The sequence below is a fragment of the Neolewinella antarctica genome, from assembly GCF_011927835.1.
Classification (GTDB): Bacteria; Bacteroidota; Bacteroidia; order Chitinophagales; family Saprospiraceae; genus Neolewinella; species Neolewinella antarctica.
The window spans coordinates 195,592-216,986 of record NZ_JAATJH010000003.1; the positions used below are offsets into that span (position 1 = coordinate 195,592).

Below are 21,395 nucleotides of genomic sequence, written 5' to 3' on the forward strand. Positions count from 1 at the left end.
CAACCAGGGGTATGAGTTCGTCGCAGACGACTTATATCCCTGGTTTTTTGTGGTGGAGGGCGCGGCCTCGATAGCTATCGGGGGTGCCATATTCCTGGGAAACCCCCAGGAGAGACGTGCCACACGCCCGGCAGCAACGCGTTAATTATTGTGTAAGGCACCGAGTTTTCCGTAACACTTGGAGATAATGGTGCATATTTGTTAACATTAACGTCCCTCGCTGGGTTAGTACCCTTGACCGGGTGGTGCTCAGGCGATCATCTTTATTGGAGTCCTTCAGCTCCCGACGACCTTTTTCCTCTTATGCGCACCGCCATCACCCTATTCTTGACGCTTTTCAGTTTGTTTTGCCACGCGCAAGACATCGACCTGCTGATCGAACCGGCGAACGTGACCAAAGAGGTTACCGTGGACGACCTTGACAAACGGTATCAGGACATTACGAACGTGACCGTAACCAACAGGTCGAACCGTACGATAGACCTCGTGCAGGAACAAGTGGACGGTACGATGCCGACCAACTGGACTTACGGCACGTTTAGCCGCCGGACCGAGACCGCTCCCTTTATCGTCCCCCGCAACAAAGTACAAGAAGCCGCCCCCGTCCGGTTGGGCCCGGGCGAGATGGCCACTTTTTCCGTCGTGCTCAGCAGTGGCGGGAGCACCGGTACCGGTACCGTCGGGGTGATATTTACCGATGCAAATCTGCCCGGGGTAATTTTGGGGACGGGTAACTTTACGACCCGCATCGTCCGCCGCGCTAACGCAGCCAGTACGGAGAACGGCCGCCCGGCTGCGCGCCGCCCAAACCCTACTTCCGTCGCACTTTACCCGAACCCGGCCCGGGAACGGTTCTTCGTGGAGTCGCCCGCCGGCACGAACCTCGGTCGCGTCGACGTAGCCAACACCCTCGGTAAGCGTCTGCTGAGTTTTCCGAAACCCTCCGGCAAGGAAGGCTACGACATCGAGAAGTTACCGGACGGGCTTTACCTCATTTCGATCTACGACGACCGGGGGAAAAAGCTAAAGACGCTGCGTCTACTGCACCGTCGTTTTGGAGCCTGAATTATTGGTTTTCCCGATTCGCACATTTACCATTGTTGCTGTTCGCCAACGTCTCGCGCTGGCGGGGCAATGTTCCTTCCGCACCGTAATACCGTATCCGCTCGCTTCCTCACGGGGCCAATACATTAGTGCAGGAGCCCGTGCCGTAAAGTGGTCACTCCACAAAATTGCGTCATTATCTTTGCCGGATGACAAGCTCCCCCGCCACGCTATCCGAACGTGTGCAGCTCGACCTGGTGCAACTCCGCGCTGCCGCCCTCGAATTGAACCGCCAGCCGGCGGAACGATTCAACGCCTGCCTACTTACGCTGGCTGACCTGACCGAAGCTAACGTACCCGATCTGCTGGCCGCCAACGCGCAGGATCTTTCGCGTATGCATCCGGATGACCCCAAGTACGATCGTCTTTTACTTACGGAGAGCCGGTTGCTGGGCATTGCTGCCGACTTGCGTCGGGTCGCTGCTCTCGCTAGTCCTTTGGGGATTTGCCTGGAGGCGCGGACGCTGGTGAATGGTTTAGACTTAAGCCGGGTCAGTGTGCCGATCGGGGTGGTGGGTGTTGTCTTTGAGAGTAGACCGAACGTTACTTTCGACGTATTTGCCCTGAACTTAAAAAGCGGTAATGCCTCCGCCCTGAAGGGGAGCCGGGATGCGCGGCACAGTAATATTGCGATCAAAAACCTGATTGACCGTGCACTTCTCCAGACGGGCTTACCCAGAGCATGCTACTTAGCCCCCGCCGAGCGGGAAGCATTGCAACCATTATTAAAGGCCGATGGACTCGTCGACGTCATCATCCCCCGTGGGAGCCAGGGTTTGATCGATTTCGTGCGGGCTAATGCCACCGTACCGGTAATTGAGACGGGCGCGGGTATTTGTCACGCCTACGTGGACGAAAAGGCCAACCTTGAATGGGCGGAAGCCATCATCACCAACGCCAAAAGCCGGCGGGTGAGCGTATGTAATTCTTTGGATTGTATCGTCCTGCACGAGGCTCAATTACCGGTACTACCCAATCTTGTGGCCAGGCTCGGTAATGAACATCAGTGCGACGTGTTCGCCGATACTGCCGCTTATGCCGCTCTAAAAGGTAAATTTCCGGAGCATCAGCTGCACCACGCTACGAAAGCGCATTTCGGTACGGAATTTCTGTCCATGAAGCTGTCCATCAAAACCGTGTCCGCCGTGGACGAGGCCATCTCCCACGTCAATAAGTACGGGAGTCGGCACAGTGAGTCCGTAATCAGTGACGTGCCGGGTAATGTCAAGCGCTACCTGCGGGAGGTTGACGCCGCCGTGGTGTACGCCAACGCGAGCACCGCGTTTACCGACGGCGGGCAATTCGAATTGGGTGCCGAGATCGGCATCAGCACGCAAAAATTGCACGCCCGTGGCCCCATGGGGCTCGCTGCCCTGACCAGCTATAAGTGGCTCGTCCGTGGGGAAGGGCAGGTTCGGTAGTGAGGGGCGGCTTCCCGGCTTCTTTCCCAACTACGTTTGCACCCGCGACCGCGCCAAAGATGTGCACAAAGTGATGGGCCGCTAAACCGACGGAAGCGCGCAGAACCCGGAGCTCGTAACTGACGTTGCGGCAACATGAAACACATCACCCTCAACAATGGCCTGAGGATGCCGCAGGTCGGCCTCGGCGTCTGGCAAAGTGGCAACGGCGAAGAAGTCATCAACGCCATCCACTGGGCACTCGCAGCGGGGTACCGGCACGTGGACACGGCCATGATTTACAAAAACGAGGAGGCCGTCGGTAAGGCGCTCGCCAGCAGCGACGTGCCGCGCGCGGACGTTTGGCTGACGACCAAAATATGGAACGACGATATCCGTAAAGGCCGCACCACCGCCGCGCTCGACGAATCCCTCGCCCGGCTTGGTGTGGAGTACGTCGACCTCATCCTGCTGCACTGGCCCGTCGACGGTTACGAGCGGGCCTGGGCCGAACTGGAAACTGCCCTCGCGGCGGGTAAGGTGAAATCCATTGGCCTGAGTAACTTTATGGACGAGCACCTGCAGGACATCCTCAGGGTGGGCAACATTGTCCCCGCCGTCAACCAAATTGAATACCATCCTTACCTAGTGCAGGCCGAGACGATCAGCGCCTGCGACGAACACAACATCGCCATCACCGCGTGGAGTCCGCTCATGCAGGGGAAGTTTCTCGACGAACCGCTGTTTGCGAAGATCGCCAAGGATTACGACAAGACGGCCGCACAAGTCGTGCTGCGCTGGTGCTTACAGAATGACATCATCGTCATACCAAAAAGTGTGAACGAGGGGCGCATCCGGGAGAACAACGACCTATTTGGTTTCGAACTCTCGGAAGAGCACCTGGTCGCCATCGACGAACTCGAACGTGGCCACCGGTACGGGCCGGACCCGCACGACTTTGATTTTTAAGTACGGCCAAATCAGGTAAACTAGCTTACCTTGCTCGCCGACTCCGACCACAGATTTCGCCCCCATGATCTATACCTTCCGCCCGCTCGAGAACACGGCAACGGCTTTCTTTCACGAACTTTTTCATTCCGCCTTGTTCAAGCCACCGGGTGAACCGGCCATTCCCTTTGAAGTAATCCGTAAGCCGGAACTGCGCCGCTATTATCAGTACTGGGGGCAGGAGTACGATCTCGGCTTCATTATTCTGCGGGACGGTGAAGAGGTGGGAGGCATTTGGAGCAGGCGCTTTACGGAGGAGGAGCCGGGGTTTGGCTTCATTAGCCCGGAGGTGTCGGAACTCGGCCTGGCCATTAAGAAAAGCCACCGGGGCCAAGGAATCGGTAATCATCTGATGAACCATTTCCTCGATGCCCTGCGCCAACGCGGCGACGAACAAGTTTCCCTCTCCGTAAACGGTGACAACCACGCCGCGCAGTGGTACCGGCGCATGGGGTTCCGCACCGTGGCGTTCGACGGGAAGAATATGAAAATGGTGCTGGACTTATAAACTAGTCTCCGGCGAGGTACTTGCCGAAGCGATTCATCACGAAAGAGTGGGCGCGGGCCTGGGTACCGACGTACAAAAACCAGGGTAGCGACGGGACGAACTCGTGGATGGCGGAAATCACGTAGCGCCCGCCGAGCACGCGCCGAAACTCCAACCAGCCGTAATCGCGGCGCTTTACCAGCCTGCCACCCGTGATGTAAAACAACTGACGTTCCTCGTCGCTACGGTCGGAGATGAAAGTGAGTTGCAGCAACGGTACACCGGCTACCGTAAAGTCCGACACGTCGCCCTCCGTGCGTACACGGATGAGGGTGCGGAAGAAGATTGGGAGCCACTTTTGGTAGATCCTCGCGACGTAAGTAGCGGTGTGCCCTTCCGGGTTAGCCAGGCGCTGAACGCTGCGCACGGTGTTCTTTTCTTTCTTCTCGGTCGGGATCCTTTTGGGTAACGCCGGCAACCTTTCCTTGCCGTAGAGGGCACGGTGTGCCGCGGCGCGAAAATCCGCCCGGTCCGGGAACTGCTCCAGGAATGAGTTGGGCGTAGCGACCATGTCGTGACGCAGGCTCTCAATCAGGGGTGACACTAACTCACGACTCTGGTTGGTAAACAACGCTACCCACATTTTGGAAAAACCGGGGCTGAAGTAGTGGACCGGCCGGATGGTGCGCTTCTTGTTCATCAGGTCCGCCACCGTCCGCATCATTTCCATGTACGTCGTCGTGCCACCACCGCCAATATCGAAATGCTGATCGTAGGTATCTTCCTGACCGACACAGTAGCGGATGATCTTCAGCGCATCCTCCAGCTCGATCGGGTGGGTCTCGGACTGGCACCAACTGGGGCAGATCATAACGGGCAGCCGCTCGACGAGCTTTTTAATCATGTCGAAAGAAGAGCCGCCGGGGCCGACGATGATGCCGGCGCGGAGGGTGGTGACGGGGACGCCGGCGTTACCCAGTGTTTGCTCTACTTCCCACCGGCTACGCAGGTGGCGGCTGAGTTGGTCTTTTGTCTCGTTGTAGGGCAGCAGGCCACCCATGAAGATGATCTGTTTGAGACCGTTGGCCTTAGCGGCACGGCCGAAATTATCGGCGAGGAGTAGGTCGGTATCCTCAAACGTCCCCTGGTGGAGCCGGGTCGTGGGGTGCATGGAGTGGACGAGGTAGAGGGCGTAATCTGCCCCCTTCATCGCTTCTTCGGACGAGCTCAACGAATACAGTTCTACCTGCCGCCAGTCCACGTGATCGTAGGTCGGGTCCGGTTCCATCTCACTTCGGCTGAGGGCGATGATGTTGAAGTCCTGGTGAAAACGCTCGATGAACCAGCGACCGATGAAGCCCGTGGCACCGGCGATGACAATGGTGGGGAGGCTCATAGCTGGGTGGTCTTTGGGTGGTTGATGTAGCTGTAACCGACGGGCACGGTGGGTGTTTCAAATTGTGCCGGAATAGGGATTCGCGCGGTCGCCCCGATAACGTACGGGACTAACTGACGCGTCGCGGGTGCCGGGTCATTCCGCGCCGATGGTAAAGTTGATGGGCTAGCTGAGAATGTCGTGAGTCACGTAGTTGAAGGACCGTAACGACAATGCAGGATACGGATTAATCCGTACCCTGCATTGTCGTTATCTTCCGAAATTGAAAACTCGTAATAAGCTACGTAGCGACAAGGGTTAGTAACGAAGGTCTTCGACGTGGTAACCGGGAAATTCACTCTGGACAAACTTAAACGTACTGGCGGGTAGTACCGGATTTGCTTCGGTATTATTCAACGTAAAGGCGTAGCGACTACCGTCCGCCGCGAATGCTTTGATGCTGACGATCTCGTTCTTAGTGGCGTCCACCAGCAGACGCATCTTGCTGAATTCGCTCGCGTTGCGGTCGACGGGCTTTAACTCGATCACCTTGGCGGTACGCCCGCCTACGGTTTCCGAACCGGTGATGGCCAGCACGTACTTGTCCCCTTCGTAGAAGCTGAACAAGGTTTGTGGTGTTAGTACGCCGGACAATTCCCCCGGCTCCGGAAGGTTATTAATCATGACTTCCTTGTTGCCGTGCTGGATGATGTAAGCGGCCTCCTTATTAATGATACCCTCCTGCTCCCCCAACTTAAAGCGAACGTTGTCGCCCCGGCGACTGATCTGTCCCTTTTGGGACTCAATTGGCTGGCCGGGAAAAGCAATGTCCAGCTGGAAGTCCGCGCGTAGGGTGGCAAAAGCATCGTACTTCGTGCGCAAGTTCTCCAGCAGCTTAACGGCTTGGGGGTCGCTGTCCTTAGCGCTGCGGTACTGATTATCCTGTGCTTGGAGCGTGAAAACGGTGAGGAATAGAAGCAAAATAGTCGTTAAACCGAGTTTCATACGTGGGTTGTTGAGTCTGCTAGATAAACACCAAAGGGCGCGAAATTGATGGTAGTAAGCGGTTAAACTAACGTTAACGGGTTAGTTGCGCGGGTAGCCAAACTCTGAAGCCTGAAAGTGAGTTGTGATAGAACAAGGGTTTGCTGCATATGTCTAAGCATCAACAAAGTGTTGGTTATCTTGCTTGTTTCTAACATTATGCGACTTACTTGTAGTGCAGTTTAGTACCTTTACAAGGCTATCTACTCCTTGATTTATACGTGTTCAACCTCTTTTGAGTGAATTCGTGCGGATGTGACTTCCCGGAATTTGTTTCCGGGCTTTACTTAACGATTGACAACCGCAACTTCACCTCTATTTAATTAGACCCAATGACAAACCAACCTGGCCAGTCTGGCCTTGTGGCTAGTGGCGGCAATGACATTAAAAAGCTTCGGTACCACCTTTTGCAGTCCTGTAGCTGGCTAAATAATCTCTCGCGCAACTTCCTCTCCCCTTTTGGGATCACACCGAAACAGTACAACATTCTCTCAACGCTAGCGGCTAGAAATCCTGAATCCATGTCCATTCAGGACGTGCGGAACAGCCTGGCCGACAAGATGTCTGACGCTAGTCGGCTCATCGACCGGCTGGACAAGAAAGGCCTGCTGGAAAAGTTTCCTTCTGACTTTGATCGTCGCAGTAACCGCACCCGCATAACGGATAAAGGTTTGAAGTTGCTGACCACCATTGCCAAGAGCCGGTTGGAAGTCGAAGCCGTGATTTCGGAGAGATTGAATAGCGATGAAATTATTCAGCTCAATGGCCTACTGGCTCGCTTAAAGTAAGCGGGGGTAGATAATACGGGGGGAGAATATTCGTCTTTTGACTGAGCTATTCCCATTCCCTCCCGACCCGCTACCTTTGCCGAGCATGAACCTTCCGAACAAAATATCCTGGCGTTACCTCTTTGCCCGGAAGTCTACCAATGCCATCAACATCATCACCTTCATTGCGGCCTTCGGCGTGGCGATCGGGGCGGCGGCGTTGGTTACGGTACTGAGTGTCTTCAATGGGTTCGAAGACATGTTCGTGGACTTGTTCAACAACCTCAACCCCGACGTACGCATTACCGCCCGCAAGGGTAAGACGTTTGACGTCGACCCGGAAACGCTCGCGGGTTTGTACGCCATCCCCGGCGTGCGGGTAGTCTCACAGACGCTCGAGGAAACAGCCATGTTCAGTTACAACGACAAGCGCAGCCCCGGAAGAATCAAGGGCGTCGATGAGTCATACGCTAAGATGAATGGCATCGACACAATGGTGCGGGATGGCACTTACGGTCTTTACGCGACGGACGACCAAGCGACCAGCGCCGTCATCGGTAACCAGCTCGCCCTGGCCCTGGGCGTCGACCCCCTCGATCAGTTCACCCCACTCCGGGTTTACATGGCCCGCCCCAAGCCGCGTGGCGGCGGCTTTTTGACGACCGGGCGGTCTTCGTACCTGACGCGCGATTTTCAGCCCACCGGCGTCATCCGTAGCCAGGAGGCGTTGGAGAACCAGGGTGTTTTCATCCCACTCGAGCGCGCGCGCGATCTGATGAGTGTAACGGACGCTACGGTCACTTCCCTGGAAATGAAACTCGACCCGGAGCAAAATAACGAAAAGACTTACCGAGCGATCCAGGATTACGTCGGGGAAGCGTTTGTAGTGAAAAACCGATTCCAACAGGAAAACAGCCTGCTGAAATTGATGCAGATCGAAAAGTTTGTGGCTTTTGCCATCGTCATTCTGATGATGATCCTGATTAGTTTCAATCTCGTGGGTGCGCTTTGGATGATCGTCCTGGAAAAAAAACCAGATATCTCGATTCTCCGTAGCCTGGGAATGACGGGCGCGGACGTGCGGAATATCTTTCTGCGCGTCGGTCTACTGCTGTGCACGATCGGGCTGTGCGTTGGTTTCGTTATCGCGGGCATCCTCTACGTGCTACAGAAATACTACGGGTTGATCAACCTCCCCGGTATGATGACGGAAGCCTACCCGATTTCTTTCCGCTGGTTCGACTTCCTGGTGGTAGCCGTTACCGTGCTCCTGATCGGGCTGATCGCATCTCTTCTTCCGGCGCGCCGTGCGGCACGGATTTCGGCGATCATCAACGAGGAGTAATTACGTTTTCTTCTTCACAGCTGCTGCTGCTTTCTTTTTGCGTCGGGGGCTCGAACTATCCCCGGTCTTCAGGCGATTCCAGGCCCAGTCCCATTTCGTGTTTTCGATGCCGGGGCGGTAATAGTCGCGGTCGAGGTCAAAATCGAGATCGTTTAGCATCCCTTCAGCATCCATTTTCCACGGGGCGTGGACGAGGGGTGCCGGTAGTTCCTTGAGTTCCGGCAACCAGGTTTTTACGTACTCTCCCTTTTTGTCGTACTTGAGGCCCTGCCACGGCGCACTGGTGTAGTAGATATCCAGTGCCTGGGTGTGCCAGTTGAGCCAGTTGGCGCAGACTTCGTAATCAATCAGGCAGCTTTCAAACCAGGCCGCTCCCCAGCGCCAGTCGATTTTATAATCGCGGGTGAGGAAACTAGCGCAGTTAACGCGGCCGCGGTTGCTCATGAAGCCGGTTTGGCGCAATTCGCGCAAGTGAGCGTCCACGAAAGGAAGGCCGGTACGTCCCTGCGTCCACCGTTCGAAAAGGTCATGATCTTCCGTCCAGTCGTGGGCTTTATCCTTGAAACCTCCGGGCCGGAAAATGCGGTTACCGTGCTTGACGCCGAGGTAGAGAAAAAAGTCGCGCCAGCGCATTTCGAAAAGTATGCCGTTACCTGCGCTTTTCTTGTGGTTGAGGTGGTAATCCGTGATTTGCCGGTAGATTTCGCGGGGGGAAAGACAGCCGAGCGCTAAATAAGGAGAGAACTTAGAGGAGTAGTCCGCCCCCAGGCTTTTGTTGCGCGTGGAGCGGTAGCGTTGGACGAGGTGGCTACCGGCAAGGTAATAGTTAAGGCGCTCCAGACCGGCTGACTCACCACCGGGGTAGGCCGGATTGCCCGCTTCCGTAAAGCCAAGATCGGCGAGGGTAGGCGTGGGAGGATAATAGTAGGGCGGGCTTTCTATGCCGGCGGGTTCTCCGTGGACATCGCGGATGGGGAGTTTCTCGACGGCACGGCGAAATTCTCGGAAGGGTTCCGGAGCTTCATTTAGCGCGAAAGAAAGCTCTTCCGGGTGGTATAAGGACTTACCCCAGACGCTAATTAACTTTGCTTTTCCCCCGGTCCTGGCATCCTGCGCCAGCGCCGCCGCTACCTTTTTTTCATCATCGGTCTCCTCGCTCGTGATCTCCGCTTGCGTATAGATAGCAGCGGCCTCTATCTGATCAAACACCTTTTTTAGCGCGGTCGCGGGTGCGGAAGTTGGTATGATGGCAATGTCAGTCCCCTTATCATGTGCACGCCGACGAAGATCTTGCAGCGCTCGTAACAAAAAAACCGCTCGGTGGACGCCCGTCTTGCGAAATTCCTGACCGGGCAGCTGCTCAAACTGGCGAAGATCGAGGGGGTAAACGAGCAAAACCCTGGTGTGGCCTTGCAGGGCACGCACCAGGGTTTCGTTGTCGTGGAACCGCAAGTCGTTACGGAGCCAATAAATAGCAGTGTTCGCGGGCACGGAGCAGTATTTTATGCGACCGTGGTGCCGCTTTCGTTCTGGTAGAATTCCTTAAAACTAATCATGCGTTGCTTCTCCTCGTCCCATAACTTATGGAACATCATGGGCAAGCTCTGGAAGAAGGTCACTTTGGTCACGTATTTCTGAAGCACAGGGTTCTCCTTAGCGCACTGACGCAGGTTGTAGTTCGGGATGCGGCTGCTCAGGTGGTGGATGTGGTGGTAGCCGATGTTACCCGTCAGGAAGTGCAACCAGCGGGGTAGCTTGTAGAAGCTAGCACCTTTGATGGCGGCGGTGAGGTAGTCCCAGTTCTTCGTCCACTGCATGAAGGTATGCTCGTGCTGGTGCTGAACGTAAAAGAACCAAAAAGAAATGATACCGAAAAAGAAGATGATGGACCCCTGCACGATCAAGAATGCCTTCCAACCCAGGATGAAGCCCATCGCAACGTACACCAGCGCGATGGCGATGTTGTTGAGGTGTTGCTTGACGTGTACTTTGCCCCAGCCGTCGAAAGTGATGCGGGGAATACGGAGCACGATACCCATGTAGATCAGGGGAACAATCACGAACAGAACCACCGGGCTGCGGAAAATACGGTACTTGAACCGGCCCCACTTCGTCAGGTCCCGGTACTCACCGACGGTAAGAAAGTCGATGTCACCAATGTCCCGGTGCTCAAGCTGGCCTGTATGACCGTGGTGGTAACTGTGTACCCGCGCCCAGTACGTGTAGGGGATCGAACTGAAAAAAGAGCAAACGAAACCGACGACGTCGTTAAATTTTCGCTTCTGGAGGAAGGAGTAATGGCCGCAATCGTGCTGAATGATGAAAATCCGCACCAGGAAAAAAGCGTTGACCGCACCTAGCGCCAGCGTCAACCAGATGGAATAGTCAACACTAAAGTACATCGCTATCCACAGCGCGATGAAGGGTCCGAAGCTGCTAAAGATCTGACCGATCGCCCGTGGTGTATTCGATTGCTGGTACTTAGCAACGATGGTCTTCCAGTGACGGAGGTTGTCGTTAATTTCTTCGACGGAAGGACCGGAGGAGGTGTTCAAGACTGGAGAGTTTAAAATGTAGTGATGGATGGCTAACGGAACCCAGATGTATCTAGCGGATCGATTACCGGAGCGCAAGATAAGGACTATCGGTTTGTTATGGCTGGTTGGCGGATACGTTTATCCGCTGACTAAAATATACCCATAGCGCACGATACTTAAGTCAGTATGATTGCGTGGGGCAAAGTCTGAACGTAAGTAGTTGCATTGAGTTTTGTCCTCGCAATAACGTTGACCCGCGATTGACGAGATTTATACTCAGCAATCAACGTAGTGCTTAATTAAACAGTGCGCGGCAAGACAATGATGGGCACCAATTAAATAAGGATTCGTTAAAATTTTAACCGTGGCATCGCACCCGTTCGGCCAAACTAGCTAAGCGAAACCAGAAAGGAACCACGCGTAAGGTGAGTTGGGTCGAGCTAACCGGCCGAAGAGCGATCGTGAGCGTGTTCTACAAACCGTACAGTGACTTCATGCGGTCAAAAATCGCCGTGTTCTCGTAGATCCCCCGAAATAGTTCTTCACCCGGCCCGAAGGCGAAGACGGGAATGAGGTCGGCCGTGTGGTAGTCGGAGGTAAACGCGCCGTCGATGCGGCCCATTTCCGACCCGTACTGGATGGCGTAGCCGCCCGTCTCGTGGTCGGCGGTGACGATGACGAGGGTCTCCCCGTCCCGCTTAGCAAATTCGAGCACTTTGCCAATTGCATTGTCGAACTCAATCACTTCCGAAATGATGTAGTCACTGTCGTTCGAGTGTCCGCCCCAGTCGATCTGGGAGCCTTCGATCATGAGGAAAAAGCCTTTATTTTCTACGTCACGCTGGTTGAGAAATTCCGGCGCGATGTCCGCGGCGGCCACCAGGTAGTCGCGGCCCTGGGAGAAGGGGAGGGGCTCGGCGTCGGCCGTCAGGTAAGCGTAGTTTCCCTTTACGTCGGGCTTCACGTCCTTAATATCTTTCGTCACGAAGTTATCCACCGTGTAGCCTTTTTTGCGTAGCTCGTCGGAAAGGTTTCGGATGTCGAGGGTGCGGCGTTCAAAAAACTTGGCGCCCCCGCCGATGATGAGGTCGACGTCGGTATCCAAGAAGCCCCTAGCGATGTCCTCGTAATTTTTACGAGCCGAGTTGTGCGCTACGAAACTAGCCGGCGTGGCGTGGACGATCGAGCTGCTCGCGACCAAACCCGTTGGCATCCCCGCCGCTTCCGCCAGTTCGAGGATGGTCGTGACGGGTAGTGTATCCATATCTACGCCAATCGCTCCGTTATAAGTTTTGACGCCCGTGCTGAAGGCCGTAGCGCCCGCGGCGGAGTCGGTGACCAAATTGTCTCCGCTGTATGATTTATGCAGGCCGATCGACCGGAACCGTTCTAAGTTCAATCGATTACCGTTGCTGTACATCCCCGCGCTGATCTGAGTTATGCCCATTCCGTCCCCGATCATCAGGATGATGTTCTTTGGCCGTACACCATCGTACGTCGGTGCCGCTTTCTCGACCTTACTGACCTTCACCCGTGGCTTAACCGCGATTGTGTCGGTCGGGGCGGGTGGGCAAGCCGTAAAGAGTAAAACGGATAGACTGATGAATAAAACGGTAAGTGGCTTCATGGGGTGAAGATAGGGGCCGAACCGATGCGGTGGCTTAAGCGAAGATTAATTTTAAACGTGCCGGGTAAAAAGGTAAATCGACTGGTGGATTCTTTGGAAAAGGACGCCGGCGGGCAATCATTATTACACCAATGAGTACCACTGGCACCATTGAATCCAAACCCACACTACTGGACATTTTCAAATCGGACGCTTGGAGGACTCGAAACCCTTCGCTACGCTTTAGTTTCGAGACGCTCCAAGGTTCTAAAATTCTACTTGAGGACCTTGGAGCATCCTCTGCCGTGAAGCCGAAGGCGAAATTGTTGAGGTCCTCCAAGCGTCCGGGGAAAATATCCAATAGTATGATTCAAACCATTACTCCCTAAATTTATCGTCCGCTACTCTCCCCCCAGACGGTACCTCCTTCCGGGTAAAGAAACAATCACTCCCTTCATCTCCAGCATCAGCAGCGTGCTGGCGAGCTTGGCCGGCGGTTCGCCCAGACTGAGGTGGAGTTCGTCAATGTCGACCCCCTGCCGGTCGCGTAGTTGGTGGACGACGGCTTGCTCGCCAGCGTCCAGGTCGTCAAAGAGGCGGCGTTGGTGGCCGGCGGTCAGCCCTTTCCACTTCAGCAAATCGATAATGTCCTGCCCCCGTTCGATCAAGTGCGCCTTGCCCGTTTTGATGAGCTTGTTGCAGCCGGCGGAAAGCGGATCACCCCCGCGCCCCGGGCAGGCACCCACCTTCTTACCGTATTCGTGGGCCATGTTGGCGGTAATCATGGAGCCGCCCCGGGTGGCGGACTCTACGACGACGGTGAGGTCGCTCTGCATGGCAACGATGCGGTTGCGGGCGGGGAAGTGCTCCCGCTCCGGTTTGAGCCAGTAAGGATATTCGGTGAGGACGCCGCCGCCGTTATCCGCCATTTGCATGGCCGTGCGGGCGTGCGCGGCGGGGTAGACGTGGCCGAAGCCAGAACCCATTACCGCCAGGGTTGGTATACCGGTCTGTAGGCAGCGGCGGTGGGCGTAAATATCCACCCCGTAGGCCAGGCCGCTAACGACGAGGGGGCTGTATTCCGCCAACGGATCGAGCAGCATATCGACCTGGCGGCTGCCCCGGCTACTCATCTCCCGGGTGCCGACGATGGCCACCGAGCGGGAACTTTGTAAGTCGGTATTGCCGAAATGGTACAGCACCGGGGCTGCGGTCAGGTGTTTTGCCAGCCGGTAGGGGTAGTCGTCGTCGGCGCAGCACAGGATGGTAACGTCGCTTTTATCGGCGTGGTGGAGAATACTTTCGGCTTCGCGGTGGTGCCGCTCCCGGGCGAAAGCTTTGGCGGTCTTTTCCGCAATGCCTTCCACACGACACAGCTCCTGCGGCCGCGCCCGCAACGCTTCTTCCGCGGAGCCGAAATGTTGAAGGAGGGTACGGAATAATTTTGCGCCGATGCCGGGTACGCGGCTGAGGGCTACCCGGGGTAGGGTGTCCGAATGCATGGGGGAATGCTTGATTTGTCAACGAGCACTACGGGAGAAGAAAAACGGGCGGGGGCGCTAAGAAATAGGAGGGGGGAAGAAGCAAGTACTCTTGCTAGAGTATCTGCCTCGGGCGTAGCTACCGGCTAAGGTAGGGTAAAAGGCACAATTTGTGTCGTGTATTGCCCATTGTTTTGTCAAATTGTTTGTAATGTGCGGCTAGCATTGACTTTTTGGCATCCGCAGCGTAACCGAGCGATGCCGGCAATAATTAGCTATCGGCCTCCCAGCCCTATATTTACGGTACCCATTTGCACAGCGCATTATTGCAGTTCGTGCCGCACAAATACCCTTCTACCCTACTTTTTGTTTATGCACTTGTCTTTTCATCACCTACTTATCCTTGCGGTGCTATTGCTCTCAACGGCCGGGTGCGTGAGGGACGAAGCACTATCTCCGCTCGACGCCGAGTTGGAGCGGACGTTGATTCGACTGAGCGCTAGCGGAAGTTTGCGGGATTTCGTTTTGCCAGATGGCAGTGATTTATCCGGAATTCCCGCCGGGGTCAGTAACCCCCTCACCCAGGAAAAAGTAGCCCTCGGCAAGTTACTTTTCTACGAGACGGCGCTGGGTCGGGACGCCATCGACCCTGAACAAGTACGTACTTTTTCGTGCTCGACCTGCCACGTTCCCGAGGCAGCCTTCACCGCCGGCTCCGCGCAGGGGATTGCCGACGGCGGGCGGGGCTTCGGCGTGTCTGGCGCGGGCCGCACGATGAACCCGGACTACGCCGAAAACGATATCGACGCCCAGGGCGCACGACCGCTTTCCATGCTCGGCGTCGCTTACGTCACCAACTCCATGTGGGCCGGCCGTTTCGGTGCCCACGGGGCGAATGCCGAAGTCGAGGAGGTTTGGGGCGTCTTCGACCCCGCCACGGAGGTCAACCACCTGGGGCTGGACGGACTGGAAGCCCAGAACATCGAAGGAACGGTTACTCACCGGATGAGCACGGACGAATTTTTGCTCGATACGCTGGGTTACCGACCACTTTTCGACCGCGCTTTTCCGGAATTTACGGGCGATGCCAAATACGGTCGCGTGGCCTTAAGCTTCGCGTTGTCTGCCTACATCCGGACGATCCTTCCCAACGAAGCCCCCTGGCAGCAGTGGCTCAGGGGAGATCGGAACGCCCTCACCGAAGCGCAGAAACGCGGTGCCCAACTTTTCTTCGGAAAGGCGGGCTGCTACCGTTGCCACCAGGGGCCGGCGCTGAATGGTAATGCTTTTTATGCCCTTGGCGTCAACGATCTCTGTGACGTGCCCGGCGTGCGGCGGACTGGCCTCAACGATACGCGTAACCTGGGCCGTGGCGACTTTACGCGGCGGGCCGATGATCTGTACAAGTTCAAAGTGCCGCAGCTGTACAACACGAAGGATATGCCCTACTACTTTCACGGTAGCAGCAAGCAAAATCTCCGCGAGGTGGTGGCGTATTTCAACGACGGTGTAATCGAAAACGAGCGGGTGCCGGCCGCTAACGTGGCTGCTTTTTTCCAACCCCTGAACCTATCGGCGGTGGAGATAGACGAGTTAACGGAGTTTTTGGCGGAGGGCCTGTACGATGCTAATCTTAGTCGTTACGTGCCCGAGGCCGTGCTTTCGGGTGCGTGTTTTCCGAATAGTGATGCACAGAGTAGGGTGGATATGGGGTGTGATTAGGTGGCAACTTTGGTTTATCCTGATTCGTTACGTTTAACAAACTTAAAAAAATGGGAATCCAGCTCTCCATTGATGAATTTATTGAGGCCTTCTCTGCATACAGTAGCAGTGAAAAAAGCGAGGTATTGACTGCCTTACAGCAACAGGTCAACGGAGAATCTTCTGGGCAGTCCATCAACAGACCCAAGCATCAGGAACTTCCACCTAAGAAATATCCAAGGGATGATAGCTGGAAAGATTTAGCCGGCAGTTGGCAGGGGGAAACGTATAATGAATTGATGGCAATTATTGATGATGGAACAGGCCCAGAGCGAGAGCCACCCATATTTTAGTCCCCATGAATAGCTATCTGCTCGACACTAATATTATTGCGGCTTATTTGCACGATCATAAGTCAGTTCCGGATAAGATATTTGAAGTAGGGATTGAAAATTGTTATGTTCCGAAAATTGCCATCGCCGAATTGTATTATGGTACGTATTTTGGTACTCGAATTGAACACAACCTGAAACAGATAGAGAAAACAGTAGCCGACTTTACAATACTTCCCATCGCTAATTGCTTGGAAAATTACGGTATAGAAAAAGCTTCTTTGCGTAAGCGGAAGATTCCCATGGTTGGCTCAAACGACCTCTTCATTGCAGCCATCGCCATCTCGTACAACCTGACCCTAGTCACGAACAATACGAAAGACTTTAAGAACATCACACCACTTGTTCTGGAAGATTGGACCAAATCCGCCCACAACGAATTCCTAAGAACCATCTAAGCCTCACTCCCGTTGCATCCAGCAGTGGCAACCAAAAAAACTTCCCCCTCCCGCAAGTCGCTCATTGACGTCGGCAAAAAGTGGTTCACCGACCAGGGCTGGACTCCCTTTCCCTTTCAGCTTGCCGCCTGGAACGCCTACCTCGACGGCCACAATGGCCTCGTCAACGCACCGACGGGGAGTGGCAAGACGTACTCGCTCATCATCCCTATTCTGCTGGAAGGCTTGTTGGATAAGGGCGAGGTCGCGGGTGCAGAGGAGAAAAAAGGGAGCAAGGTAGACGGGAGCAAACCCAAAAAATCTAAATCAGGCCTAAGAGCCATCTGGATTACCCCGATTCGCGCCCTCACCCGCGAAATCCAGGGTGCCGCCCAACGCGCCGTCGACGATCTCGGCCTCGATTGGCAAGTTGCCATCCGCTCCGGAGATACCTCCACTTCCGACCGCGCCAAACAAAAGAAGAAACCACCGGAAATACTCATTACCACCCCCGAATCCCTGCACTTGCTTATTGCCAGCAAGGGCTACGAAGACTATTTTGGTAACCTACGGGTCCTCGTTGCCGACGAATGGCACGAATTGGTCGGCACCAAACGTGGTGTACTGCTGGAACTCGCCCTGTCCCGCCTCCGCGGCTTCCGTGGCAAAGAGTTCCGCACCTGGGGCATTTCCGCCACAATCGGTAACCTACCCGAAGCGATGGACGTGCTTCAGGGCATCCCGAGCGAAATTGACTTGAAGAAGGGAACCAGTTTGGAAGACGGTCGCTCCCGGGGCGTGACGATTCGCGCGGCGGCCGCCAAAGAAATCGAAATCACGACGGTCATGCCCGACAAGATCGAAACCTTCCCCTGGGCGGGTCACCTGGGTATTAAGCTACTGGAAAAGGTGATCCCCATCATTCACAGCTCCGGCTCGACGCTCGTCTTTACCAACACCCGCGCCCAGTGTGAAATCTGGTACCAACGCATTCTCGACGCCGACCCCAACTTATCAGGTGCCATCGCCATGCACCACGGTAGTATTGGCCGGGAGTTGCGGGACTGGGTAGAAAACGCCCTGCACGAGGGAACGCTCAAGGCCGTCATCTGTACCTCCAGCCTCGACCTCGGGGTGGACTTCCGACCGGTCGAAACCATCGTACAGATCGGTAGCCCGAAGAGCGTCGCTCGATTTATGCAGCGCGCCGGTCGCTCCGGTCACCGGCCGGGGGCTAAGTCAGTTATCCATTTCGTGCCGACGCACAGTTTGGAGTTGCTCGAAGCCTCCGCTATCCGTCAGTGCATCGATAGTGAGCAAATCGAGCAGCGTATTCCTTATATTCGAAGTTTTGACGTGCTCGTTCAGTACTTAGTTACCCTGGCGGTTAGTGACGGCTTTCGGCCTGACGAGATTTTCGAAGAGGTCAAAAAAACCTATTGCTTCTCCTCCATCACCCGGGAAGAACTGAATTGGTGCCTGGAATTCATCACCACCGGAGGCAACAGCCTGGGTGCCTACGATGAATACCATAAAGTTGTCGTGGAAGACGGCCTGTACAAAGTCACCAGCCGGCGCGTCGCGATGATGCACCGGATGGGCATCGGCGCCATCGTCAGCGAGCAGGTAATGATGGTCAAGTACCTGCGCGGTGGCTACATTGGTACGATCGAGGAATATTTCGTCTCCAGCCTCAAAACGGGCGACACGTTCTGGTTTGCCGGCCGGTCGCTGAAGCTGGTTAAGGTGAAGGGCACGGAAGCGCTCGTGCGCAAGAGCAACGCTAAGTCCGGCAAAATTCCGAGTTGGCGGGGCGGGCGGATGCAGCTTTCCGGTCAGTTAGCCCACCGACTGCGTGAGTCGATGGAGTTTTTAAAAGTCGAAAATTACCACGATGCCGAATTAGCCAAACTGAAACCTTTGCGCGACATCCAGGCCCGCCGCTCCGCCATCCCCGCCCAGGACGAACTGCTGATCGAATACTTTCTCGACCGGGAAGGCTACCACTTACTGATCTACCCGTGCGAGGGTAGGGGCATTCACGAAGGATTAGCTAGTTTGTTTGCCTACCGGATTGGCCAGTTCGCGCCCCTCACCTTCACGATTGCGAACAACGATTACGGCTTCGAACTACTCAGTGACCAGCCCATCCCGATCGAGGAAGCGCTCGGCAGCGGTCTGTTCGACGTGAACGGCCTGACCGAAGACCTGGAAGCCGGCATCAACGCCACCGAAATGGCCAGCCGCCGCTTCCGGGATATTGCCGCCATCTCCGGACTGATCTTCAAAGGATACCCGGGTAAGCAGAAAAAAGAGAAACACCTACAGAGTAGTAGCAAGCTCTTTTTCGACGTCTTCACTGACTACGAGCCCACCAATCTGCTCCTCACCCAGGCTTACGATGAGATCATGACCTTCCAACTGCAGGAGTCACGACTGCGGGAAGCACTGGACCGAATTAATCGGCAAACCATTCTTTTTGAGCAGCCCGCCAAAGCGACCCCGTTCAGCTTCGCCCTCATCGTCGATCGCCTCCGGGAGAAAATGACGAGTGAGAAACTGGAGGACCGGATTAAGCGGATGCGGGTGGCGTTGGTTAGGGATTAAGTTGTTAAGCGGTAGGCTGGTAGGCGGTAGAGTAATAAATTCATTTGTAAATTTATCTCATAATTTTTGACCCAAAATATGGGAACACGGTGAATGGAAATCGTACTTGCCTACCGCCTACCGCCTACCGCCTACCGCCTACCGCCTACCGCCTACCGCCTACCGCCTACCGCCTACGCGCCTACCGCCTCCAAAACCTTTTTCACCTTCCGTTCGATATACCCGTACTCCATCATCTCCTTACCGGTGTACATAAAGAGCATCGCTAATTGTCCTGATTCACCTTGCACCCGCGACGCGTCAGTTAGTCCCGTACTTTGTCGGGGCGGCCGCGCCAAAATATCCTGATGCAAGCGGTAAGCCTCCCGCATCTGTCGCTTGATTCGATTGCGATCAACGGCTTTCTTGAACCGGCGCTTGGGCACGACAAAAGTTACCTGTACGGGAAAGGCGTTTCTCGGCTCCTCCACTTCGGCGTAGACCGCACGAACTGGATAACTATTAGCAGATTTGGCATTTTTACTGAACAAGCGGCCGATCTCTTTACGAGATTTTAGCCGTTGCCCATTGTGCAATTTCAGGCTCATATTATTTAATGTAAGCTGCCACGATCTTGGCCATACGCTTACCGTTGACGCCCAGATCAGAATACCCAACGCGACTAGCGCTGCGGTAGTGGATCAGTTTTTTAGCATCGTCGAATACGAACTCTACGTCATCGGTGAAGGGGATGGGCCAGGTTTTGAAGGTGTAGTGGACGTAGTCTTCGTCGGCGGCAACGCGGGTAGTGCGGGGCATGGCGTCCAGTACGGTCAGTAACTTTTGTCTGGCGTCTTCCTGGCTACCGACGTAGCTGATGGGGTCGCGCTTTTTATCGTCCGTGGCCTGGGTGCTGACGCAGTTTTGCTTGTCGGGGCAGGGCTTGAGTTGGTGGGGCATAGCTTGGGTGGTTGAAACTGGAAGATTAGACGTAGCGAAGCTCGGCTTAGCAGACTGGTTCGCCTGCAGGAACAAGTAGCCGGTGAAAACCAGGGCAAATACGATTAAGACGGTGGCGATTTTTTTAAACATACCGCCGACGGACAATCTCAATAAACTCCTGGGCGGTTTCCATCCTTTTCTCTTCCGTCCAGTTGAAACGCCGGGCGAGGCTAGTGACGAGTGGCTTAGCGTCGGCCAAATCCTGGCAGGTATTAAGTTGTGCCAGGGTTGTGTTCAGCATTTCGTTATCGTTACCGAATAGGTCGCGAGAAAACAAAATGCGGTTGTTGATGCTCAACGCACGGGTGAGGTCGCTGATGGGTTGGCGGCCGAAACGGCTGGTGGGGCCCCGGCTTTCGAAAAGCACCTTGAGTTTCTTGTCGCCATCCTTAGTAGTAGCGGCAGCCTGCGCGGGCCTGGTCGGTGTCGGAGTCGATTCGGCAACCTTCGCAAAAGAAACTACGGCTGGTGCGGAAGAGCTGCTCGCAATGTTTGGGGCGGAGGCATCACTGGTCTGCGCTACCACCGGCGTGGTACTCGGTGCGCTCGGTGCGCGCTCCATTTCGCGTGGGGCCGGGGCTGGGGCCGGTGTCTCCGTGGGCTGGGTATGTACGTTATACGCTGGCCGGTGCTGAATCTGTGGTGGCTGCGGCGGGACGCTTACTTTGGGTGGGGCGGTAACCGAAGCCGGGACGGCTGGCGTTTGCGGTACTAGTTTCGGAGCCGGTGGTGGTAACGGTTGGTCCGCCCGGTGGTTTTTCGCGGGCGTCAGTGGCGTAGCGAAGGTAAGTTTGTCAGAACCGGGCACCGGCGAGGCGACGGAACCGGATGCGTAAATTTCGTGGAGGTCACGTAGGTAATTCAACATCAGGTCGCGCTCCATGCTGGTCACGTGGCCTCCTTCTTCGAGGTGGAGCGATTTGTGGAGGGCGGTGATGCGTCTGAGGAGACGGTCGGCGTTCGTCTGTGGCATGTAACTTGGTTTCTGGTCGGTTGGGCTGAGGTCGCTGAAGGGGACCAATTTTTAGCTTGGCCCGCGGTAAAGTTAAAGCATCAATTTTGGACGAGCTTTTGGGCGCGGTCGCACACCTTGCGTTGCGTGGACACAACGTAAATAACGCGTAAGAAATTACCGCGCGGTCAATTACACTTGGCATTGCGGCCCGGGTAGGGGCATCTTCGC

General features: G+C 55.4%; 19 protein-coding genes. 10 read left to right on the forward strand and 9 right to left on the reverse strand.

Going from position 1 to position 21,395, the window contains the following annotated elements; all coding sequences use genetic code 11:
* The first annotated feature begins 303 nt into the window (after positions 1 to 303).
* From GGR27_RS10695 to GGR27_RS10710, 4 genes are all read left to right on the forward strand, one after another.
* Entirely contained in the window at positions 304 to 1,065 is a 762-nt protein-coding gene (locus GGR27_RS10695; RefSeq protein ID WP_168037441.1) for a T9SS type A sorting domain-containing protein, read from the forward strand.
* Positions 1,066 to 1,253: 188 nt separating this feature from the next.
* Positions 1,254 to 2,525, forward strand: a complete 1,272-nt coding sequence (locus GGR27_RS10700; protein ID WP_168037442.1) for a glutamate-5-semialdehyde dehydrogenase — start codon at positions 1,254 to 1,256, stop codon at positions 2,523 to 2,525.
* Positions 2,526 to 2,660: 135 nt separating this feature from the next.
* Entirely contained in the window at positions 2,661 to 3,473 is an 813-nt protein-coding gene (locus GGR27_RS10705) for an aldo/keto reductase (RefSeq protein WP_168037443.1), read from the forward strand.
* 64 nt (positions 3,474 to 3,537) lie between these two features.
* Positions 3,538 to 4,020, forward strand: coding sequence for a GNAT family N-acetyltransferase (locus GGR27_RS10710; protein ID WP_168037444.1), 483 nt, complete (start codon positions 3,538 to 3,540; stop codon positions 4,018 to 4,020).
* Between the two features lies 1 nt (position 4,021).
* Here the strand turns inward: GGR27_RS10710 and GGR27_RS10715 are convergent, their stop codons facing one another.
* Positions 4,022 to 5,395: an NAD(P)H-binding protein gene (locus tag GGR27_RS10715; protein ID WP_168037445.1), complete on the reverse strand. Its 1,374-nt coding sequence runs from the start codon at positions 5,393 to 5,395 to the stop codon at positions 4,022 to 4,024.
* A 297-nt stretch (positions 5,396 to 5,692) separates the two neighbouring features.
* Entirely contained in the window at positions 5,693 to 6,379 is a 687-nt protein-coding gene (locus GGR27_RS10720) for a LolA family protein (protein WP_168037446.1), read from the reverse strand.
* 371 nt (positions 6,380 to 6,750) lie between these two features.
* Between GGR27_RS10720 and GGR27_RS10725 the strand changes: the two genes are divergently transcribed.
* Positions 6,751 to 7,206, forward strand: a complete 456-nt coding sequence (locus GGR27_RS10725; protein ID WP_168037447.1) for a MarR family winged helix-turn-helix transcriptional regulator — start codon at positions 6,751 to 6,753, stop codon at positions 7,204 to 7,206.
* A gap of 85 nt (positions 7,207 to 7,291) precedes the next feature.
* Complete coding sequence (locus GGR27_RS10730; RefSeq protein ID WP_168037448.1) at positions 7,292 to 8,530, forward strand: ABC transporter permease; 1,239 nt, start codon at positions 7,292 to 7,294, stop codon at positions 8,528 to 8,530.
* Here GGR27_RS10730 and GGR27_RS10735 read toward each other — a convergent pair whose 3' ends face one another.
* From GGR27_RS10735 to dprA, 4 genes are all read right to left on the reverse strand, one after another.
* On the reverse strand, positions 8,531 to 10,021 hold the full coding sequence (locus GGR27_RS10735) for a DASH family cryptochrome (RefSeq protein WP_168037449.1): 1,491 nt from the start codon (positions 10,019 to 10,021) through the stop codon (positions 8,531 to 8,533). It lies immediately after the preceding gene.
* 11 nt (positions 10,022 to 10,032) lie between these two features.
* Positions 10,033 to 11,085: a fatty acid desaturase gene (locus GGR27_RS10740; protein WP_168037450.1), complete on the reverse strand. Its 1,053-nt coding sequence runs from the start codon at positions 11,083 to 11,085 to the stop codon at positions 10,033 to 10,035.
* Between the two features lie 454 nt (positions 11,086 to 11,539).
* Entirely contained in the window at positions 11,540 to 12,694 is a 1,155-nt protein-coding gene (locus tag GGR27_RS10745; RefSeq protein ID WP_245184612.1) for an alkaline phosphatase, read from the reverse strand.
* A 380-nt stretch (positions 12,695 to 13,074) separates the two neighbouring features.
* Entirely contained in the window at positions 13,075 to 14,175 is a 1,101-nt protein-coding gene (dprA, locus tag GGR27_RS10750; RefSeq protein WP_168037451.1) for a DNA-processing protein DprA, read from the reverse strand.
* 387 nt (positions 14,176 to 14,562) lie between these two features.
* On the opposite strand from dprA, the gene GGR27_RS10755 reads away from it, so the two are divergent.
* Genes GGR27_RS10755 through GGR27_RS10770 form a run of 4 tightly spaced genes read left to right on the forward strand, consistent with a single transcriptional unit; the run spans position 14,563 to position 19,231 of the window.
* The gene (locus GGR27_RS10755) at positions 14,563 to 15,876 is read left to right on the forward strand and encodes a cytochrome-c peroxidase (RefSeq protein WP_320060352.1); all 1,314 of its coding nucleotides are present in this window, start codon (positions 14,563 to 14,565) and stop codon (positions 15,874 to 15,876) included.
* Between the two features lie 50 nt (positions 15,877 to 15,926).
* Complete coding sequence (locus GGR27_RS10760; protein ID WP_168037453.1) at positions 15,927 to 16,208, forward strand: hypothetical protein; 282 nt, start codon at positions 15,927 to 15,929, stop codon at positions 16,206 to 16,208.
* Positions 16,209 to 16,213: 5 nt separating this feature from the next.
* Positions 16,214 to 16,645, forward strand: a complete 432-nt coding sequence (locus GGR27_RS10765; protein ID WP_168037454.1) for a PIN domain-containing protein — start codon at positions 16,214 to 16,216, stop codon at positions 16,643 to 16,645.
* 24 nt (positions 16,646 to 16,669) lie between these two features.
* Complete coding sequence (locus GGR27_RS10770; RefSeq protein WP_168037455.1) at positions 16,670 to 19,231, forward strand: ligase-associated DNA damage response DEXH box helicase; 2,562 nt, start codon at positions 16,670 to 16,672, stop codon at positions 19,229 to 19,231.
* 173 nt (positions 19,232 to 19,404) lie between these two features.
* On the opposite strand, the gene GGR27_RS10775 is transcribed toward GGR27_RS10770, so the two are convergent.
* The 3 genes from GGR27_RS10775 to GGR27_RS10785 form a co-directional block, all read right to left on the reverse strand.
* A complete protein-coding gene (locus tag GGR27_RS10775) occupies positions 19,405 to 19,818 on the reverse strand; it encodes a ribonuclease P protein component (protein ID WP_168037456.1) in 414 nt (137 codons plus the stop codon).
* A gap of 1 nt (position 19,819) precedes the next feature.
* Complete coding sequence (locus tag GGR27_RS10780; RefSeq protein ID WP_168037457.1) at positions 19,820 to 20,170, reverse strand: DUF1499 domain-containing protein; 351 nt, start codon at positions 20,168 to 20,170, stop codon at positions 19,820 to 19,822.
* A gap of 124 nt (positions 20,171 to 20,294) precedes the next feature.
* Entirely contained in the window at positions 20,295 to 21,185 is an 891-nt protein-coding gene (locus GGR27_RS10785) for a hypothetical protein (RefSeq protein WP_168037458.1), read from the reverse strand.
* Between the last annotated feature and the right edge of the window lie 210 nt (positions 21,186 to 21,395).

Bases quoted from the DNA above. Each gene is read 5' to 3' on its own strand.
- GGR27_RS10695 (WP_168037441.1), top strand. From the start codon at position 304: ATGCGCACCGCCATCACCCTATTCTTGACGCTTTTCAGTTTGTTTTGC.
- GGR27_RS10700 (WP_168037442.1), top strand. From the start codon at position 1,254: ATGACAAGCTCCCCCGCCACGCTATCCGAACGTGTGCAGCTCGACCTG.
- GGR27_RS10705 (WP_168037443.1), top strand. From the start codon at position 2,661: ATGAAACACATCACCCTCAACAATGGCCTGAGGATGCCGCAGGTCGGC.
- GGR27_RS10710 (WP_168037444.1), top strand. From the start codon at position 3,538: ATGATCTATACCTTCCGCCCGCTCGAGAACACGGCAACGGCTTTCTTT.
- GGR27_RS10715 (WP_168037445.1), bottom strand. From the start codon at position 5,395: ATGAGCCTCCCCACCATTGTCATCGCCGGTGCCACGGGCTTCATCGGT.
- GGR27_RS10720 (WP_168037446.1), bottom strand. From the start codon at position 6,379: ATGAAACTCGGTTTAACGACTATTTTGCTTCTATTCCTCACCGTTTTC.
- GGR27_RS10725 (WP_168037447.1), top strand. From the start codon at position 6,751: ATGACAAACCAACCTGGCCAGTCTGGCCTTGTGGCTAGTGGCGGCAAT.
- GGR27_RS10730 (WP_168037448.1), top strand. From the start codon at position 7,292: ATGAACCTTCCGAACAAAATATCCTGGCGTTACCTCTTTGCCCGGAAG.
- GGR27_RS10745 (WP_245184612.1), bottom strand. From the start codon at position 12,694: ATGAAGCCACTTACCGTTTTATTCATCAGTCTATCCGTTTTACTCTTT.
- dprA (WP_168037451.1), bottom strand. From the start codon at position 14,175: ATGCATTCGGACACCCTACCCCGGGTAGCCCTCAGCCGCGTACCCGGC.
- GGR27_RS10760 (WP_168037453.1), top strand. From the start codon at position 15,927: ATGGGAATCCAGCTCTCCATTGATGAATTTATTGAGGCCTTCTCTGCA.
- GGR27_RS10765 (WP_168037454.1), top strand. From the start codon at position 16,214: ATGAATAGCTATCTGCTCGACACTAATATTATTGCGGCTTATTTGCAC.
- GGR27_RS10775 (WP_168037456.1), bottom strand. From the start codon at position 19,818: ATGAGCCTGAAATTGCACAATGGGCAACGGCTAAAATCTCGTAAAGAG.
- GGR27_RS10780 (WP_168037457.1), bottom strand. From the start codon at position 20,170: ATGCCCCACCAACTCAAGCCCTGCCCCGACAAGCAAAACTGCGTCAGC.
- GGR27_RS10785 (WP_168037458.1), bottom strand. From the start codon at position 21,185: ATGCCACAGACGAACGCCGACCGTCTCCTCAGACGCATCACCGCCCTC.